Source organism: Bowmanella yangjiangensis, from assembly GCF_017255015.1.
GTDB classification, from domain to species: Bacteria; Pseudomonadota; Gammaproteobacteria; order Enterobacterales; family Alteromonadaceae; genus Bowmanella; species Bowmanella yangjiangensis.
Map to the genome: position 1 here is coordinate 160,627 of NZ_JAFKCS010000006.1, position 18,297 is coordinate 178,923.

10 protein-coding genes are annotated in these 18,297 nt (G+C 52.5%); 2 read left to right on the top strand and 8 right to left on the bottom strand.

Annotated elements, in window-relative coordinates; translation table 11 throughout:
• Window positions 1-11: 11 nt before the first annotated feature.
• The 5 genes from kdsB to J0A65_RS08725 all read right to left on the bottom strand — a co-directional run bounded on the left by kdsB (window position 12) and on the right by J0A65_RS08725 (window position 6,046).
• On the bottom strand, window positions 12-764 hold the full coding sequence (kdsB, locus tag J0A65_RS08705; protein WP_206593777.1) for a 3-deoxy-manno-octulosonate cytidylyltransferase: 753 nt from the start codon (window positions 762-764) through the stop codon (window positions 12-14).
• Between the two features lie 6 nt (window positions 765-770).
• Window positions 771-968: a Trm112 family protein gene (locus J0A65_RS08710; RefSeq protein WP_206593778.1), complete on the bottom strand. Its 198-nt coding sequence runs from the start codon at window positions 966-968 to the stop codon at window positions 771-773.
• The gene (lpxK, locus tag J0A65_RS08715; RefSeq protein ID WP_206593843.1) at window positions 958-1,929 is read right to left on the bottom strand and encodes a tetraacyldisaccharide 4'-kinase; all 972 of its coding nucleotides are present in this window, start codon (window positions 1,927-1,929) and stop codon (window positions 958-960) included. The genes J0A65_RS08710 and lpxK overlap by 11 nt, the downstream gene beginning before the upstream one ends.
• Window positions 1,923-3,677: a lipid A export permease/ATP-binding protein MsbA gene (gene msbA, locus J0A65_RS08720; protein ID WP_206593779.1), complete on the bottom strand. Its 1,755-nt coding sequence runs from the start codon at window positions 3,675-3,677 to the stop codon at window positions 1,923-1,925. The genes lpxK and msbA overlap by 7 nt, the downstream gene beginning before the upstream one ends.
• Before the next feature lie 131 nt (window positions 3,678-3,808).
• Window positions 3,809-6,046 (bottom strand): DNA internalization-related competence protein ComEC/Rec2, encoded by a 2,238-nt coding sequence (locus tag J0A65_RS08725; protein ID WP_206593780.1) that lies wholly within the window; start codon window positions 6,044-6,046, stop codon window positions 3,809-3,811.
• A 47-nt stretch (window positions 6,047-6,093) separates the two neighbouring features.
• On the opposite strand from J0A65_RS08725, the gene J0A65_RS08730 reads away from it, so the two are divergent.
• Window positions 6,094-6,630: a DUF2062 domain-containing protein gene (locus tag J0A65_RS08730; RefSeq protein ID WP_206593781.1), complete on the top strand. Its 537-nt coding sequence runs from the start codon at window positions 6,094-6,096 to the stop codon at window positions 6,628-6,630.
• Between the two features lie 42 nt (window positions 6,631-6,672).
• Here the strand turns inward: J0A65_RS08730 and recD are convergent, their stop codons facing one another.
• Genes recD through recC form a run of 3 tightly spaced genes read right to left on the bottom strand, consistent with a single transcriptional unit; the run spans window position 6,673 to window position 15,394 of the window.
• Window positions 6,673-8,568 (bottom strand): exodeoxyribonuclease V subunit alpha, encoded by a 1,896-nt coding sequence (recD, locus tag J0A65_RS08735; RefSeq protein WP_206593782.1) that lies wholly within the window; start codon window positions 8,566-8,568, stop codon window positions 6,673-6,675.
• Window positions 8,562-12,104 (bottom strand): exodeoxyribonuclease V subunit beta, encoded by a 3,543-nt coding sequence (gene recB, locus J0A65_RS08740; RefSeq protein WP_206593783.1) that lies wholly within the window; start codon window positions 12,102-12,104, stop codon window positions 8,562-8,564. The genes recD and recB overlap by 7 nt, the downstream gene beginning before the upstream one ends.
• Window positions 12,101-15,394 (bottom strand): exodeoxyribonuclease V subunit gamma, encoded by a 3,294-nt coding sequence (recC, locus tag J0A65_RS08745; RefSeq protein ID WP_206593784.1) that lies wholly within the window; start codon window positions 15,392-15,394, stop codon window positions 12,101-12,103. Before recC ends, recB begins: the two co-directional genes overlap by 4 nt.
• A gap of 177 nt (window positions 15,395-15,571) precedes the next feature.
• Here recC and J0A65_RS08750 point away from each other — a divergent pair, with 177 nt between their 5' ends.
• A complete protein-coding gene (locus J0A65_RS08750; protein WP_206593785.1) occupies window positions 15,572-18,244 on the top strand; it encodes a cation-transporting P-type ATPase in 2,673 nt (890 codons plus the stop codon).
• Window positions 18,245-18,297: the final 53 nt, after the last annotated feature.

The following is an 18,297-nucleotide window of genomic DNA, read 5'->3' on the forward strand; positions in this document are numbered from 1 at the left end:
TTCTCCTGGCATTAAACCTGAGTTAATACCCTGGCCAGATCATCCGGAGTATCTATACCTGCCGGTGGTGCCTGTAATGCCACATCAACATGAATTTTTTCGCCATGCCACAGCACCCTTAGCTGCTCCAGTGACTCAATCTGTTCCAGTCCGGACGGTGTCATATTTACATATTGTTTAATAAAACCCGCCCGGTAAGCATAGATGCCAATATGACGAAGGTAGTAATCGCCAATTTCATCAATACTGTCAGCGTCGAGAAAACGCGCTCTGTCATAAGGTATGGTGGCACGGCTGAAATACAGGGCATACCCCAGTTTGTCCGTGACCACTTTCACCACATTGGGATTGAAAAGTTCTTCCACGTCGGTTAACCGTACCGCCAGGGTCGCCATTTCAGCCTGGCGATGCTGATTTAAGTTTTCTGCCACCTGCTGAATGATAGACGCCGGAATAAAGGGTTCATCCCCCTGCACATTGACCACGATCTCGTCGGCATCCAGGCCTAGTATGTCCACCACCTCGGCCAGTCGCTCAGTACCCGACTCATGATGCCGACCTGTCATACAAACCTGTCCGCCGAAGCTTTTCACGACCTCGGCAATGCGCTCGTCGTCGGTGGCCACCACCACCCGGTTGGCGCCGGACTCCATAGCACGCTCAACCACATGTTGAATCATGGGCTTGCCATGAATATCCACCAAAGGCTTGCCAGGAAACCGGGTGGACGCGTATCGGGCTGGAATGATGCAGGTAAATTTCATGGTGTATCAGCCTTTAATTTGTTCAAGCTCATCTAAGGATAAACTGCGGGCCTCGTTTTCCAGCATCACCGGAATATTGTCACGGATAGGAAAAGCCAAACGATCGAAACGGCAGATCAACTCGGCGTTGTCGGCCTGATAGATAAGCTTGCCCTTACAGGTTGGACACGCAAGTATGTCCAATAATTTTTTGTCAAATGCCATGAATTTTTTCCAGCAATCGTTGTTTGAATTGTTCGGTTAACTTAGCACTTACCGGCAAGTACCACCATTGAGAGCGGGCAAAGTCACGACACTTCACCGCATCCTTTTCGGTCATCAGAACCAAATCATCCGGTATATCGCCGTCTTTAAAAGGATGATGATCAGCAAATACCAGGCGCTCTTTAAGTTTTACCTGCCTGGTCGCCAGCAGCTTGAAGAAACGCTCAGGATTACCGATACCAGCCATGGCGATGGCCGGACGTTTTAATTCAGAAATGGACTGGGTCTGGCTGGGGTATTTCACATTCACCAATTGGCCTGGCTCCAGTGACATCAGATATTCCCCTTCCTGCGCCACGCCGCCATTAACCACGACGAAATCCACAGTTTTCATTCGCCACGGTCCTTCGCGCAGCGGCCCCATAGGTAACAAGTAGCCGTTACCGTTGCGCCGCTCACCATCCATCACCAGGATTTCGATATCCCGCGCCAGACGATAGTGCTGCAGGCCGTCATCACACACAATGATATTGCATTTATGTTCGGCAATTAGATACTTGGCACCGCGCACCCGATCAGGATCCACCACCATAGGGCAGCCAATGTGATGGCGCATCATCACAGGTTCATCCCCAACCAGCTTAGGATCGCTGTTCATGGTCAGACTATAAGGATAATAAGGCGACTTGCCGCCATAACCACGACTGACTACGCCAGGGTGAAACCCTTGTTGCTTAAGCAGTTGGCATAAACGGATCACCATGGGGGTTTTACCGTTGCCCCCTACCGAGATGTTGCCCACTACAATCACCGGTGCCCCCACCCGGATACTGCGCTTAATCCCCAATCGGAATAGCAGTCGGCGAAATGCTGAGAGCAGCCAGAATAAGATGGTTAGCGGCAACAACAGCCAAATCAGGGCATCAGGTTGGTACCAACGTTTTTCCAGCCAACTCACGATTCGCCCATTCCTTCCTTGAACTGCATTTTATGTAAAAGCGCATAGGCACCGTCTTTTTCCAACAGGGCCTTGTGATTGCCCTGCTCCAGTATCCGACCATTATCAATAACCAGAATTTCATCGGCATTTTCAATAGTCGATAAACGGTGTGCCACCAGAATGCTGGTTCTGTCTTGCTGGAGTTTGTCCAGCGCATCCTGAATCAGCCGCTCGGATTCGGTATCCAGGGCCGATGTAGCTTCATCTAAAATCAAGATGGGCGCATCCCGTAAAATGGCCCGCGCGATGGCAATTCGCTGACGCTGACCACCAGAGAGCATCAGGCCATTTTCCCCAATATTGGTATCCAGTCCGTCGGGTAATTGCTCAACAAACTCCATCACATGGGCAATACGCGCGGCCTCTTCTATTTTGGCGCGACTTACCGAGTTATCTGCACCATAGGCGATATTGTTGGCAATACTGTCGTTAAACAAAGTTACGTGCTGAGACACTAAGGCAAACTGACGCCGCAGGTCCTTAAGGCTGATATCATTGAGCTCATAGCCATCCAGGCTGATCCCCCCATTCTCCACCTGATAAAAACGCGTTAACAGGCTGGATATGGTGGATTTACCGCTTCCTGAGCGCCCCACCAAAGCCAGGCTCTTGCCGGGAGCCACATGGAAGCTGATGCCTTTTAGGGCATTGCTGTTTTTACCTGGGTAGGCAAAATCCACATTGTCAAAACGTATCTCACCGCGCGCACGATGCAAATGCACTTGGCCGTTATCCTGCTCGCGCTGTTCATCCAGCACTTCAAATACGCTGGCACAGGCTGCCATACCACGCTGGAATTCGGCGTTTACCGTGGTTAACTGTTTTAAGGGTTTGAGCAACATGGTCATGCTTACCACCACAGAGGTAAACACCCCGGCGGTCAGATTCTCAATCATGCCCGGTGTACTGGCCAGATACAGCACAACAGCCAAGGCCACTGAGGCAATAATCTGGATGCTGGACTCGCTCAGTAGTCTGGACACCACCAGTTTCATATTCTGCTGACGGTTATGGTTATTGCGCTCGGCGAAACGCTCTTCTTCGAGTTTCTGGCCGCCGAACATCAGCACCACTTTGTGACCTTTGATAACCTGCTCCACCACATTAGTCACACTGCCCATGGCCTTTTGAATATTGCGGCTGACCTGGCGAAAACGCTTACTGACCACAGACACTATGACCGCTACCACCGGGCCAATCAGCAGGAAAACCAGTGACAACTGCCAGGAGTGATAAAACATAATTGCCAGCAGATACACCACCAGAGCCCCTTCACGCACTAGGGTCAGCAAGGCTTTGCCAGCGGCATTGGCAACCTGTTCGGTATCGTAAATCACCTTGGAAATCATCTGCCCGGAGGAATGCTGATCGTGGTAGGACACCGGCAGATGGATGTATTGATTAAAGAGTTGCTGACGCATCCGCATCACCACCTGATTGCCCACCCAGGACAAACTGTAGCTGCCCATAAAGTTAAACAAACCGCGCAGAATAAACAGCGGCAACACCAGGTAAGCGGCCAGGCGCAGATAATCCACATTGCCTTTGACCAGGCTTTCATCAATTAGCGGCTGCATTTGGAAAATCACAAAGGCATCTACCGCTGAATAGCCAATCATGCCGACAATAGCCATCACAAAGGCCAGCTTGAACTCGCGCAGATAACGAAGAAAGCGCGGAAAAACGGAAGCGCTGATTTTTTTACTCATGAGACAGGACGGACTTTTCCATTAACGCCCGCATTCACCGGGCCGAATCGAGCTATTGTAACCGCCAGCTAATAATTCCCCAACTATCAATAGTTTTTTGTACAAATTTATAGCAGTGCCTAACCCTATTGCTACTGCATAAACCATTGATTGTAGCGAGTAGCGCGCAGTCCCTGCACCTGAATTTGCCCGGCTTCAATTTTAAACCGTAGTTGTCCACTGCTGCCGGTGTCATGGGTTATGACCCCGGCTGCTTGGTAGGCAGTGACCACTTCTGGGCGCGGAAACCCCCAGCGATTAAAACGCGCCTGACTGAAAACCACGTGCTCTGGCCTTACTGCGTGAATAAAGTCTGTTGACGATGAGGTTGCGCTACCATGATGCGGTGCAACTAAGATCTGAGCGCGAAGATCCTCCGTGGCGACCAGTCTGCTTTCCACCTTCTTTTCAATATCACCAGGCAGTAACAAGATATTCTGCCCATCACTGATTTTCAGCACACAGGATTGATTGTTCTGACTGCTGTATTCGCCCAGTTGGGGCCAGAGCACCTGCAAATCCAATTCTTGCCACTTTTGTTGCCAGCCTGCCTGGCAACGTCCCAAATTGGTCATCAATTGTAAAACGGCAACTCCCTCCAAAATATCCGCCTGACCACCGGCGTGATCATTATCCTGATGGCTGATAAACAGCCAATCCAACTGTCGGATCCCCAGCGCCCGCAGTGCCGGTAGCACATGCGCCGATGCGGCGCTGCTACCGGAATAATACGCCGGCCCGGTATCGTACAATAACGCCCGGCCATGACGATGTACCACCACGGCCAGCCCCTGACCAATATCCAGCACTTCGATATGCCAGGCGTCACTGCGCGAAGGCAGCCAGGTACTGACAAGAGGCAATAGCAGCAACCATCCCAATGAGCGAGGCACTAAACCCCGCGGCATAAATAGCCAAATGGCGGCCAATGCCACAGATAACCAGACCCAGGCCGAAATAGCAGGAAGCAGCACGGCGCTTTGCAGCTGTGCTTCCAGCCAGGCAACGGCCGATAAACCTAAGTCGACCAGTTTATCCGCCAAAGCGAAAAGCCATTGCCCTGCTTCGCTGTGTAATCCCAGTATCAGTAATGCAACCAAGCAAAGGGGTAACAGCAATAAAGTCACAAATGGCACGGCAAATAGGTTAACCAGCGGCGAAACCCAGGACACTAACCCAAACTGCCAGGCCACCAGCGGCAGCATTAACAGGCTCAAGGCTAGCTGTACCCGTAGCATTACAGATAATGCCGCACCAATAGCCCAGCCACGTCCGCGCGTTGGCCAGCGCCAAAACACCAGATATAAAATCAATACTGCAGAAAAGCTCAGCCAGAAACTGACCGTCAAAAGACTCAAGGGAAAAAGCAGCACAAAAAGTGCCAGACAGACCAATAAAATCCGCCTTGGCCGCCAATGCAAATTGCTATTTAACAGCATGACAAACAGCGCCAGCATCAGCCAGGCGCGTAGTGTCGGTAAACTGAAACCGGCCAGCGCAGCATACCCTAAGGTTGCCAGCAAAGCCGTTACTAGGGCCAACTTATGCAGATTCATGCGTTGCCGGACTCTGCCAAGCACGGGGCCCAATAACAAAGCGACCAGAGCGTAGATAAATGCCGACACCATCCCCAGATGCAGACCGGATATCGCAATCAGATGGGCAATACCGGTGCGCTGTACCATTGACCAGTCATCCGCCTCAAGCCAGCCTCGATAGCCCATGCTTAAGGCCGCCAGCCAGCCTCTGTGCTCAATATCCAATTCTGCAAAGCGGCTCAACCACCATTGTCGGACGCTGTTTCCCTCTGCCAGTAACTTATTTTGCGGCGCTTTTGTTACGTAGCCCGTCGCCCGGATCCCGCTGGCAAACAGCCACTGCTGATAGTTAAATCCGCCCATATTCAGCATGCTATGCGGTGGGCGAAGCCTAACCGCCAAGCGCACCACCTGATCTTGTTCGAGGTGCCAGTCAGCGTCCCGCCAGCTTAGTCTCACGCGCACACTACGCCACAACGACTGCTCATCAAACTTTGTCAGACGCAGTGTGAAGCGCGGACTGGATTCCGCTTGCAGTAACGTCTCCACTTGCCCTTCGATAATAGCGACTTGTCGGATCTTGTCGTTTGGGAGTTGCCAGGCAAGCTGCCAATGGCCTACACTCGCCATCCAGACCACGCCGGTCAGTAGACCGGACAAAACCCAATGGCGTTGGTAAGCCAACCAGAATGCGCCAAGTAGCAGAACAGGTAACGACCAGGCGACAGGAAGCGCAGGGAACAGCAGCATTAGCGCGCTAGCTGTCATAAAACTGAAAAGCCAACCATCCATAGTTATGTCGCCTTTACACCTGGGCTGCGCCCGAATCAGAGATGTCTATGCCGAAGAAAATGATTAAGCGCTTTTTACCAAGCCATGAGTCCATTAAGGAACAAAAAGCCCTTAAAGTCTTCGGAACCTTATTACATGATGCTAACCTCTGGCATCTGAACCGTAAATCCGCCTCCGGCGCTTTTGGCCTCGGGTTATTTTTCGCTTTCTGGCCGGTACCTTTCCAAATGTGGCTCTCGGCCGCCTGTGCCATTCCGCTGCGCGTCAATTTGCCCTTATCGGTCGCCACAGTGTGGATCACCAATCCCTTTACCATGCCACCAATCTTTTATGGTGCTTATCTGGTGGGGGTCAGTGTGCTGGGCCAGCCGGCCCAGGAATTTACCTTTCAGCTAAGCTGGGAGTGGGTAGTACAAAGCTTGGAAACCATTGGCCCGGCCTTTCTGCTTGGTTGTGGGATCTGTGCCGTGGTATTCGGCTTACTGGGCTACTTTGGAATGAATCTGTTATGGCGCTATTCGGTTAATAAAGCCTGGAAAAAACGCCAACAGCGCAAACTTAACCATATGACCCACCGCCTGTAAGTCCCACGCTTAAGCATAGTCCTCACCGACAACGGTTGCAGGTTATCCGTTCACGGATAACCTGGCGGCCAGGCGAGAACCACGCTGACAATGTGCAGTGACCGCCGCTTTTACGTTAGCTTCATCGGCAAACACACTAACCTGCTGTTTGGCCCGGGTAATGCCGGTATACAACAATTCACGACTGATCAGGCTGGACTGACCTTGAGGTAAACAGATAATGGCGTGCTCAAATTCCGAGCCCTGACTTTTATGAATGGTCATGGCATAGAGCTTTTGCCAGGCTGGCAAACGGCTGGGTAACAGCGCTCTGACACTGCTGTCCGCCTGCATAAACCAGACTTTCAGTAAACCGTCCTGATCCGGCATACAGATACCGATATCACCATTAAACACCCTGACCTGATAATCATTCTGACTGACCATCAACGGGCAGCCCGGATACAGCTCCTGAATGGGTTTAATCATACCGCGGCGCGTAAGTTCCAGTTCTATACGCGCATTAAACTGTTCAACACCCCAAGGCCCGCGACGAGTGGCACAGAGCAATTGCTGATTCATCAGGGCCGTAAAGGCCGCCTGAATATTTTTCTCAGCCACCGCAGACATATAGTCCTGCAGCAAGCGACAGATTAAATCCACCACCTGGGCAGTATCGGCACGATTGAACCAGCTGACATCGGTTAATGCCGGGTCTTGGAGGCAGTTGAATACCGCCCCGGTTTGTCCGTTATTGATGGCGCGGGCCAATTGACCAACGCCACTACCCGCCGTGAATCTGTGACTCTTTCTAAGCATCACCAGATTGTTCTGAACCAGGCTCAGCGCCGCGTCAGCTGCCAACAGATTCACCTCACCAAGCTGATTTAACATTGAGGTGGTGTTCGCGTCATATTGGCCCTGTTCGGCTTGCCACAGCCCCTCCGGTAAACTTTGGCAGATATCCCCCAGCACTGACCCCACCTCAACCGATGCCAACTGCTGGCGATCGCCAAGCATCACCAAACGCGCGTGAGCAGGCATGGCCGCCAGCAGTTTGGCCATCATGGGTAAGTCCACCATGGAGGCTTCATCCAGGATCAGCATATCCAGTGATAACGGATTGTCCTGATGATGTCGGAATGTGCTTTTACCCACCTGATAACCCAGCAACCTGTGCAAGGTTGCCGCCTCGTTAGGTAAATGCTGTCGCAAGTTTTGCGGTAATCGCGCCTTCGCCAGGGTAATGGACTCGCTCAGCCTGGCTGCCGCCTTACCCGTGGGTGCGGCCAAAACTATGCGTAGCGGACGCTGACCGGCTTGTTCGCATAGCCCCTGAATAAGCGCCATAAGACGCGTCACTGTGGTAGTTTTGCCTGTTCCAGGCCCACCGGTGATAACACAAAACTGTTTGCTGGCTGCCAAGATCACCGCCAATTTCTGCCAGTCCGTGCCCTGCGTTTCCTCGCTGAAAAGCTGTGCCAGCAGCTGCTTACCGCTAGTCAGATCGAAACTAAACTGACCCGACGCCAACTGTTTGAGCTGTTCGGCCAAGGTCACTTCATAGTGCCAATAACGTTGCAGGTACAGGGCCTGACCATCCAGGATCAGGGGCAAAGCTTGCTGAGAAATCCCCTGTTCAACCTTCCCAAGGGTTACCGCCTCTTCGAGCAGTTCCTGTAGCTGTGAGGTAAATAGCATAGGTAAAGGCTCAGCCAGCACCGGCACACAAAGGTTGTACAGGCGTACCAGCTCGTCCAGTTGCACACACACATGCTGAGCGCTTAGCTGCTGACTTAGGATGGCGGCCAAAAGCCCCATTTGTCTGGCATGTTGCTCACCAACCTGCTGCTCGCGTTCGGCGATAAAATCCCCAAGGCCCAAATCCAGCCCGGTAAATGCCAGGGGGCTGAGGCTGGGATCCAACAGAGGTTTAAGATAGGAGGTCGAATTCAACATAAACTAAGCTGCTCCATTTCCCCCTGGGTTGTTTGCTTACCAGCAAACAAGGCATCCAGCGCCAGGATCATGGCTTTATCCGGCCGCAACTGGAAAATTCCCTGTCCAGGCTGGTGCTGACTCATGCCACGTAAAAACCAATAGCAAGCGCCACCCACATGTTTATCGTAGTCATACTCACTCAAGCGGCTTTGTAGCCAGCGATGTAAGGCCAGGCAATACAGCACCGCCTGTAACTGGTAATCATGCTCAAGCATCGCCTGTCGCATGCTGTCTTGATCGTAGTGGTGAAAATCATTACCCAGATGGTTGGATTTATAGTCCGCCACATACAGCTTACCGTCATGAATAAAAATCAGATCCACAAAGCCCTTGAGCATCCCGCTCAAGGTCTCAAAGTCGTAACGCGCTGACATCTGCGGCATATGCGCTTGCAAAATATGGTTAAATTTATGCGCCTGCACTTGATGCAATGGCAGATGGAACTCTAGTTCTACTCGCGCCTGATGAATATCCGCCAATCTGAGCGGTGAATCGAGCATCAGTGGGGTATGCAACACATCCCACAACCACTCCGTCACCACCTCATGCCAGCGCGGCTCAACGCCATATAATTCAGCCTGCTGCTGAACACTCTCCAATAGGCGTGCTTCCGTGACTTTGTCCCCTGACTGGGGATTATCATCCATCATCAGCAGTTCCAGCACCCCATGTAAGAATGAGCCTGCTTTAGCGCCCTTGATAAAACCGAAGCGATCCTCTGTTGGCTGGCTATCCAGCACCGCAGAAAGCGGCGCCATCCCTTCATCATGACCCGGTGCGGGCAAATGATCCTGCTGCTGACTGATGGCGGAGTAACTGGTTAACCGCCAGCTTTGACGTAAGCTTCGCCCCACTCTGGCACAGTCCAGTGGCTGAGGCGCTGTCGCCAGATTTTTATAAAGTTCAGGCTCGGCCTGCCCCATAGGCTGATAATGCACATAGTTTCCATCCGCCAGATTGGTCAGGCGGTTGCCTAATTCACCTGCAGCCAGTTCAGTGCCAGGCCCGAACAATAAGGCACCCAAGGCAGTTGAGGTCAGCGCCGAGCCTCGACTCTGGCCACCGGCCGTGGTGTCGAACACCCCCACACTGCACCAATGCTCGGCCCGGGTCAGGGCCACATACAGCAAACGTATGTCTTCAGCGAGCTTTTCCCGGCTAGCTTTTGCCAGGCTGTCTTCACGGCCCAGAAAATCCACCCACAAACGACGCTCGTCATCGTGATACAAGGGATCCAGCCGCTTCTGGTAACGACAGGCAAAGGGCATAAATACCAGCGGGTATTCCAGCCCTTTGGAGGCGTGCATAGTGACTATCTGCACCAGGTTGTCATCTGTCTCCAGGCGCAACTGCTGACCTTCATGATTATCATCGGGTTCAAGCAAGGTCTGGGCAAACCAATGCAATAACTGGCTTTCGCCCTGTAAAATCTGGCTTTGCTGTTGTAAAAGTTCAAACAAATGGCGCAAATCGGTGATGCGTCGTAGACCATCATCAAAACGTGCCTGCAGTGATGACATCAGCCCCAGCTGTTGCTGCATTTGCGCCAAAGCACTGGCAATGCCCTGGCGTTGCCACAAGCGTTGCCAATGATAAAATTGCCCAAGCAATTCCTGCCAGCGGCTATCATCTGCCAGCCAGCCTTCAAACTCCGCACTGCTCAGTCCCACCAACTCGGTCAGCATGGCAGATTTGACCAGCGCTTCTTCACTGGGCGCATGGATTGCCTGTAATATGAGTAACAAATCAGCGGCGGTTTGCGTGGAAAAGACACTTTTTCTGACCAGAAACACTGACGCAATCTGCAACTTCGCCAAAGCATCGCGCATCAGTTGCGCTTCGAATCTGTCTCTGACCAACAGCGCGCAATCAGCCGGGCGAACAGCGCGATGTTCGCTGCCTTGTTTTATCTGCGCCCGACCTTGCTGCCCCCATGCCAACATATCAGCAATCTGCGCGGCAAAATGTTCCGCCAGGGGTTGTTGAGCGACGCTAAAGCCCAGTGGTTTGTCACTGCTTAAATGTTGGAAGACCAGGCCGGTCTGCGGCTCGCCGTCTAGCAATAATTGCTTGCTTCTCTGACCCGAGCGTACCGGTAAAAACGGGATCTCCTGGTTGTATAAAAAGCCTTGTGGGCTTTGACTGAACAGCTGATTGACGGCTTCCACCATGCCAGGCTCTGAGCGCCAGTTGGTTTCCAGGGTAAAACAGCGCCCATCGCCCACCTGTTGTTTGGCTTGCATGTAGGTAAAAATATCGGCACCACGAAAGGCATAAATAGCCTGTTTGGGATCACCAATCATAATCAGGCAATGGGTCGCCCCAGTCGGATACAACTGATTGAAAATCTGGTATTGCACCTCATCGGTGTCCTGGAACTCATCAATCATGGCCGCCGGGTAAGCCTGTCGTATGGCCTCCTGTAAGGCCTGGCCATTCACACCTTGCAGGGCAAGCGCCAGATGATTGAGCAAATCATCCGGACTCCACTGATTCGAAGCATATTTGCTGCTCGCCACCTGCCTGCGCAGACAGTCAATGGCTTCCAGACAAAGGGTAACCTTAACCCCTTGTTGCAATTGCTCCTGCAATCTCACTAATTGCTCAAAACGGGCAAAATCCAGGTCAGATATATCCGGACTGCTTTTACTCAGCGCCTTGGCGATTTTCTCTGGCAGGAAATCCGCAAACTCAGCCCCTTGTTGCAAAAACAGCCCATTACCGGCACAAAAACTGTCCATCTGCGTCAGCACATCACCCTTGCCCAGACGCGAGCGTTTATTCAGATTGGCCTGCCACAAGCGTTCCAATACCTGGTTGTCTCGCCACCAGGCTTTAGTATCCGCCACTAACCACTGAAACTTTGCCAATATTTCTTCCAGGGCAACGGGCTTATCCTGACTGCTGAATGGCTGGTTCAGCAGGCTACGCACCTGTCCCAACAAGGCTAATGGCTGAGGCCAGAGGCCAAGTGCCACTTCCAGTAACGGGGCGGATAACGGCAATACTCTGACCCGCCAAAAGTCTTTGATGGCTTGATGTAAATGTTGTGACTCATCCAGGATCAACTCCTGTTGATAACGACTACCGCTTTCAAATGCATGACGGGTCAATACACGCTGACAAAATCCATGGATAGTAAACACCGCCGCTTCATCCATCTGCCTCATTGCCAGTTGCAGACGCCTGCACGCCAGCGTCCTATCGTCCACCTGCTTAATCAAACCAGCAATAATAGGATCGTCGCTCTGACCAATCAGCATATCCAAATTAGCCTTGGCCAAAATAGCGCGGATGCGGCTTTTCAATTCGGCGGTGGCGGCATTGGTAAAGGTCACCACCAGAATTTGCTCAACGCTCAATGGCGCACAGCCCACGCCCAATAACAAACGTAAGTACAGTCGCACTATGGTAAAGGTTTTACCTGTACCCGCGCTGGCTTCGATCAGTGATTGACCGGATAGGGGGAAACTGGCGATATCAAGTGGCTTCATGCCTGACTCCAGTTAAATAAAGGGCCAAGCAAGGCGTCGCTGACGGCAATGAACTCGTCCTGATGCATCGCAAGATCCGGCCAAATACGTCCCGTATGCGCTTCCTGTCCCTCGCCTCTGGCAAAGTCGTTACCCATATAGCTGGTCAGTACTCTGTCCATATCGCCTTTTTCCAGCCACAACCAACCACACTCAGGCAGCAACAACAAGGGCTGGTTATGACCGTTTTGCCAGGCCTGCACATAGATAGATAGCTGTTCAAGGGCTTGCTGCTGTGGCATCCCTTTAAGCTCAAATGTGCCGGAGTCGGTACCGACATACACAGCCGAGCAAAGTGGATAGCCGTTGGCACAAAGCATTAACATACGCAGCCATAATGACAGCTTATCCCTGGCTCGCACTTTACCCGCCCGCCACAATACCAATTGGTTTGCATACAGATGATCCTGCCAGCCCTGCATGCTTATACCATTCAGTTCCAGGTGCAGTAACTCGCGTTTGGGTTGATGATCCAGACAATACTGCATAAGTGCATCACGTATAGTGCTCGCTTGTTGTATCACGCCCTGCAGCGCCAATGTACCGGCGTGCCCGCCGGGTAACAGACCTTCGGCACGCAGACGGGCAGTCAGCACCTCATCACTGGCCTGGCTATGTTGCCAGGCGACCAAACGGTCGAGCAGTTGGTAGCGCTGCAGGCTATCCAGTACAAAAGGTTCATCCTCCTCCAAACTGTCTGCTGCATAGCCAAAACGCGCCTGCCAGCGCAGTTGGAAAAAGCCCCGCGCCGGATTAAGTAAGAAACTGATAAGCTCCTCACAACCCAACGTACCTTGAACCTCGATGGTCGCCAGGTTTTGGCTCATAAAAGCTTTGGATTCGGGAGGCTGCGACTGGCCTTTGGCAAGTGTCAGCAAATAGCTGTCAAAACTACGCGGCTGTTCGACTTGAAAATAATCAGGATGAAAGGGCTGTAGATGCTGAGCCTTAATCAGCTCATCACCAAGCGGATTACCTTGCGAATCGCAGTATACCAGGCGGCAATAATCCAGCAGTTCGCTCAGCAAAACCGAGGGCACCAACGCCTGATTATCTCTGGCACTGCGTCCCTGAAAGCTGATATACAACTGCTGACGTGCCGACAACAGGGCTTCCATAAACAGGTATTTGTCGTCGAGGCGACGTGAACGGTCACCTTTTCGACCAGCACTGTGCTGCATTAAATCAAAACCCACCGGGGTAACCTGGCGAGGATAGTCGGTGTCATTCATGCCCAGCAAACACACCAGCTTAAAGGGCACACTGCGCATCGGCATCAGGGTACAAAAGTTCACACTGCCAGCTAAAAAGCGTTGCCCAACCCCAGACTCCTGCAAGCGCTGCTGCACCGCCTGACAAAACACTTGTTGGTCAATCGCCTCGGCATAGTGCCGATGATGCCCGGCCAATTCACTTAGTGCCTCACGCAGTCCAAGCCACACACCTTCATCTTGCGCATCAATCTCGTACATTTGTTCGATGCGTATTTGTACCCAGTCAATGCGCTCCGCCAAGGGCAGTTGACGCTGGCAGAAACCCAACCAGTCGGTTAGTTGTTGCAAGAACAGCAGTAGCTTGCCCAGTACCTGGCTGCTCTGGCCTTCCAGCTCAGCATAAGGCGCAATGATATTGGTCTTACCCTGCAGCGATTCCACATACAGCTCTGTCTGCATGGCGTAACCGCTAATCAAGCGTTTGAGGCCAAACAGCCAGGTATTCTGTTCATCGGTGGGTAACTGCCAGCGCTGTTTATCCTCACCATCCAGGCCCCAGCGCACGCCCACATCCAGCAAACAGCGGCGTAGCTGTGCAAACTCGGCGTCACTAAGCTCGAAACGGCGCAAGATCGCTGGCACTTCGAGAATATCCAACACCTCGGCCAAGCTCAGACGCGACAAGTGCAGTTTATTCAGGCTGATAAAGCTATTCAGCAGCGGCGATTCTTCACTCAAGCTGCGATCAGAGATGGCATAAGGTACGGATAACTCCTGACGGTGCCCGCCAAATACCCCATGGATCAGCGGCGCATAAGCGGCCACATCCGGCATCATGACGATAACATCTCCTGGGTGGTTATCCGGATGCTCACGGAAAAACGCCAGCAAATGATCATGTAACACTTCAAGCTCACGCAGCCTGGAATGACAACTGACCAACATCAGGCTGTTGTCTGTGTCCTCTATCTGCACTCTGGGTAAGGAGCTATCCTGCCCCAGCAGCGCTTCGGCGCTTAGCGGCTCGGTGCTGCCACGCAAGGTCAGATTAAGGATCTCATGCTGAATATGCTCAAGCAGGTTTTGTGGTGGATGCTCCACAAATAAGTCATGTTGCTGGGGTGAGCGCTCCAGCAGCATATCCTGAAAATCCTGACCCAATTTTCCCCAGGAGGCGAGCAACGGGTTACCCACATCCAGATAATCAACCAGATCGTTGCCTTGGGTCAGCTTTGCCAGTTCTGCGCGAGCTTTGCGCTTCTCATCAACAATATCCCCCCAGTATTGCTGGCTGGGGTTAAACCAAAAAATCACCACCTCAATCTGTCGGGCCAGGGCGTCTAAGATTTCCAACTGCTGTGCTGGCAGCGCGGAAATACCAAACACCAGTAAAGTGGAGGGTAAAAAGCTGCGACAATCCTGCTGCTGCAACTTTTCCAGCAAACTATGGTGCAGATTGCCCCGATGCCAGGGTGACTCCCCCAAAGATTCGGTGTAGTTGCCCAGCGCACGCCATAACTGTGCCTGCCATTCCTGTTCACTGTCAGGCAGATTGTCAACCCGTGCACCTTGCTCCCAGCTTTGCAACCAATCGGGGCGATAGACCAGGTACTGGTCAAATAAGTCGGCGATTTTCTGGCACAACTGGAATAACTTTAACCCTTCAGGCTGACTGACATTACCCAGATAGCCCGCTACCGCGCCGAAGGCGGGCTGCTGGCAAAGGTCTGGCAAAATCGCCATCAGCTTCCAGGTCATATTGTCTTTGGTAAATGCCGACTGTTTGGGCAAGTCCGGCAACAACCTAAGATACAGACGATTCCAGATAAAACTGGAAGGCAATGGAAATTCCAAATTCGCGGCAATGCCCAAGGACTCTGCCACCTGTAACTTTAACCACTGCGCCATGCCGGGGCTTTGCACCCAAATAGGCTGAGGGGTGAACAAGTTGTCCAGGGTCCGATTGTCACTGGCTAACTGCTGGCATAGCTGGGCAGCCAACACTTCCATTTTGTTTGATTGAACAAGGTGCAGCATAAGGCGTTGATTTTATTGTCCTGAGGCCATGGTACCACAGGGCTGGCCAATGCCTATGCCGACATATTTTTGTTACTGCTGTTAGGCTACACTGAGCTTGGGTACAAACACCAAAGTAGACCGGGGTAAGCGCGACCACGAAGGTAAGGATGGGATGGTTAAACGATAGGAGCCGACATGGATAACTGGCATCAGCTCAATATAGAGCAACTATGGCAGCAACTTGACAGTGATCAGCAGGGCCTGGCCCCACCGCAGGTAGAACAGCGTTTGCAACAATACGGTCCTAACCAGCTCCCACAGGCTAAGAGCAAGCCGGCCTGGCAGCGTTTTATATTGCAGTTCCACAACATCCTGATTTATGTGCTACTGGTCTCATCCGTTATTACCTTGTGGTTAGGTCATGTGGCCGACAGCCTGGTCATATTGGCGGTTGTGCTGGTCAATGCGCTGGTGGGCTTTATTCAGGAAGGGAAAGCCGAACAGGCCATGCAATCTATCCGGCAACTGCTGGCTCCCAAGGCAGCCGTGATTCGGGCAGGCACCCGGCAACATATCCAGGCCAGTCAGTTGGTACCGGGAGACGTGGTATTACTGGAAGCGGGTGATAAAGTGCCTGCGGATCTCAGACTCTTTCGCTGCCATGGCCTGCAAATTCAGGAAGCAGCGCTGACCGGTGAGTCGGTACCCGTGGAAAAACAAACTCAAGCTGTTGATGCTATGGCCGCCCTGGGCGATCGCACCTGCATGGCATTTAGTGGCACATTGGTTACCAACGGTCAGGGCGCAGGGGTAGTGGTAGCAACCGGCCAACAAAGCGAAATAGGCAAGATTAGCGGCTTACTAAGGGATGTTACCCAAATCACCACCCCACTGGTCGAACAAATGGGCGTGTTCGCCAAATGGCTGACCCTGGTCATACTGATGCTGGCCGCCGCCTTGCTGATTTCAGGTGTCACCCTGATGGGTTATGAACTACAAACCCTGTTTCTCAACATTGTGGCGCTGTCGGTTGCGGCTATTCCCGAAGGCTTACCGGCAGTGCTCACCATCACCCTGGCGATTGGCGTGCAACGCATGGCCAAACGCAATGCCATCGTCAGACGTTTGCCCAGTATTGAAACCCTGGGGTGCGTATCTGTGATCTGTACCGATAAAACCGGCACCCTGACCCGTAACGAAATGATGGTGGTGAGCACGGCCGTAAGTGCCGGGGATTATCAGGTTGAAGGCGAAGGGTATGAGCCTTTTGGCAGACTGCAAGGCCCCAATGTCGCTGCATCGGACGAACTCCTTGCCATTGGACTGGCTGCCCAGCTGTGCAATGACGCCACACTGGTTAAGGCAGATGAACAATGGTTGGTACAGGGCGATCCCATGGAAGGCGCGTTACTGGCCTTTGCCGCTAAAAGCGGCCTTACAGAAGCACAACATAAAGTCTGGACACGCAGCGACCTCATCCCCTTTGATTCTACCCATCGTTTTATGGCAACCCTTAATCACGATCATCAAGGACATGGCCTAATCCTACTCAAAGGTGCCCCGGAAAAGATTTTGTCTTTATGTCAATGGCAGCGAGGCCCTGACAATACGCAACAACCTATAGTGCCGTCTTACTGGCATGATAAAGCCGACAGCCTGGCAGCGCAGGGACAAAGAGTGCTCGCCCTGGCACAAAAAACTACTCATGCCCAGCATTTGGCCCTGGAACTCACCGATCTTAATGCAGATGTGGTGTTGCTAGGCCTGGTAGGAATGATTGACCCACCACGCCAGGACGCCATTGAGGCGGTTCATCAATGTCAGCAAGCCGGCATCCGGGTAAAAATGATCACCGGTGACCATGCTAAGACTGCCGCCGCAATCGCTACCCAGGTCGGCCTGAAACAGGCTGATAAAGTACTCACCGGTGCGCAATTGGAAGTCATGGACCAAGCCACCCTGGCCGAGCAGATTTTAGACGTCGATGTGTTTGCCCGTACCAGTCCGGAGCATAAGCTGCGCCTGGTGATGGCGTTGCAGGAATTAGGGCTGGTAGTGTCAATGACAGGTGACGGGGTAAACGATGCCCCTGCACTTAAACGCGCCGATGCGGGCATTGCGATGGGCTGCAAAGGTAGCGAGGCGGCAAAGGAAGCCTCGGATTTGGTTCTGGCTGACGACAACTTTGCTTCCATTGCCGCCGCAGTGCGCGAAGGCCGCACTGTGTATGACAACATTAAGAAAGTGATCAGCTGGACCCTGCCAACCAACGGTGGTGAGGCCGGCATTATAGTGCTGGCTCTGTTGCTGGGGATGACTCAACCCATTACTGCCATCCAGATTCTGTGGGTAAACCTGATTACCGCCGTCACCCTGGGCATTGCTTTAGCCTTTGAGCCAAGCGAAGCCAATTTAATGACCAGGCCCCCCAGACCGCGCAGTGCGCCCTTGATAAGCGGCGAACTGGCCTGGCAGATTATCCTGGTCACTTTGCTGTTTATCTGTGGCGTATTTGGGGTTTCCTACTATGGCACCAGCCAAGGCTATGAGGTCGAACTCACCCGCACCATGGCGGTCAACACCCTGGTCGTTATGGAAATCTTCCAGCTGTTCTTTATCCGCAATCTCTATAGCACAAGCTTAAACTGGCAGATAATTAAGGCTACGCCCATAGTCTGGGCAATGGTCATCACCGTGGTGCTGGCACAGTTGGCTATTACCTTCATGCCCCCGTTACAAAAGGTCTTTGGTACCCGCGGTATAAGCTGGCAGGACGGACTGCTGATACTGGTTGTGGGTATCTTGTTATTCATTTTGCTGGAGGCCGAGAAACAACTGCGCCACCGTCTTTTGCATAAGACCAAATGATGGATATTCAACACCCTTTACCTCTGGCCCCTACCGGTAAAAAATTTAAGACT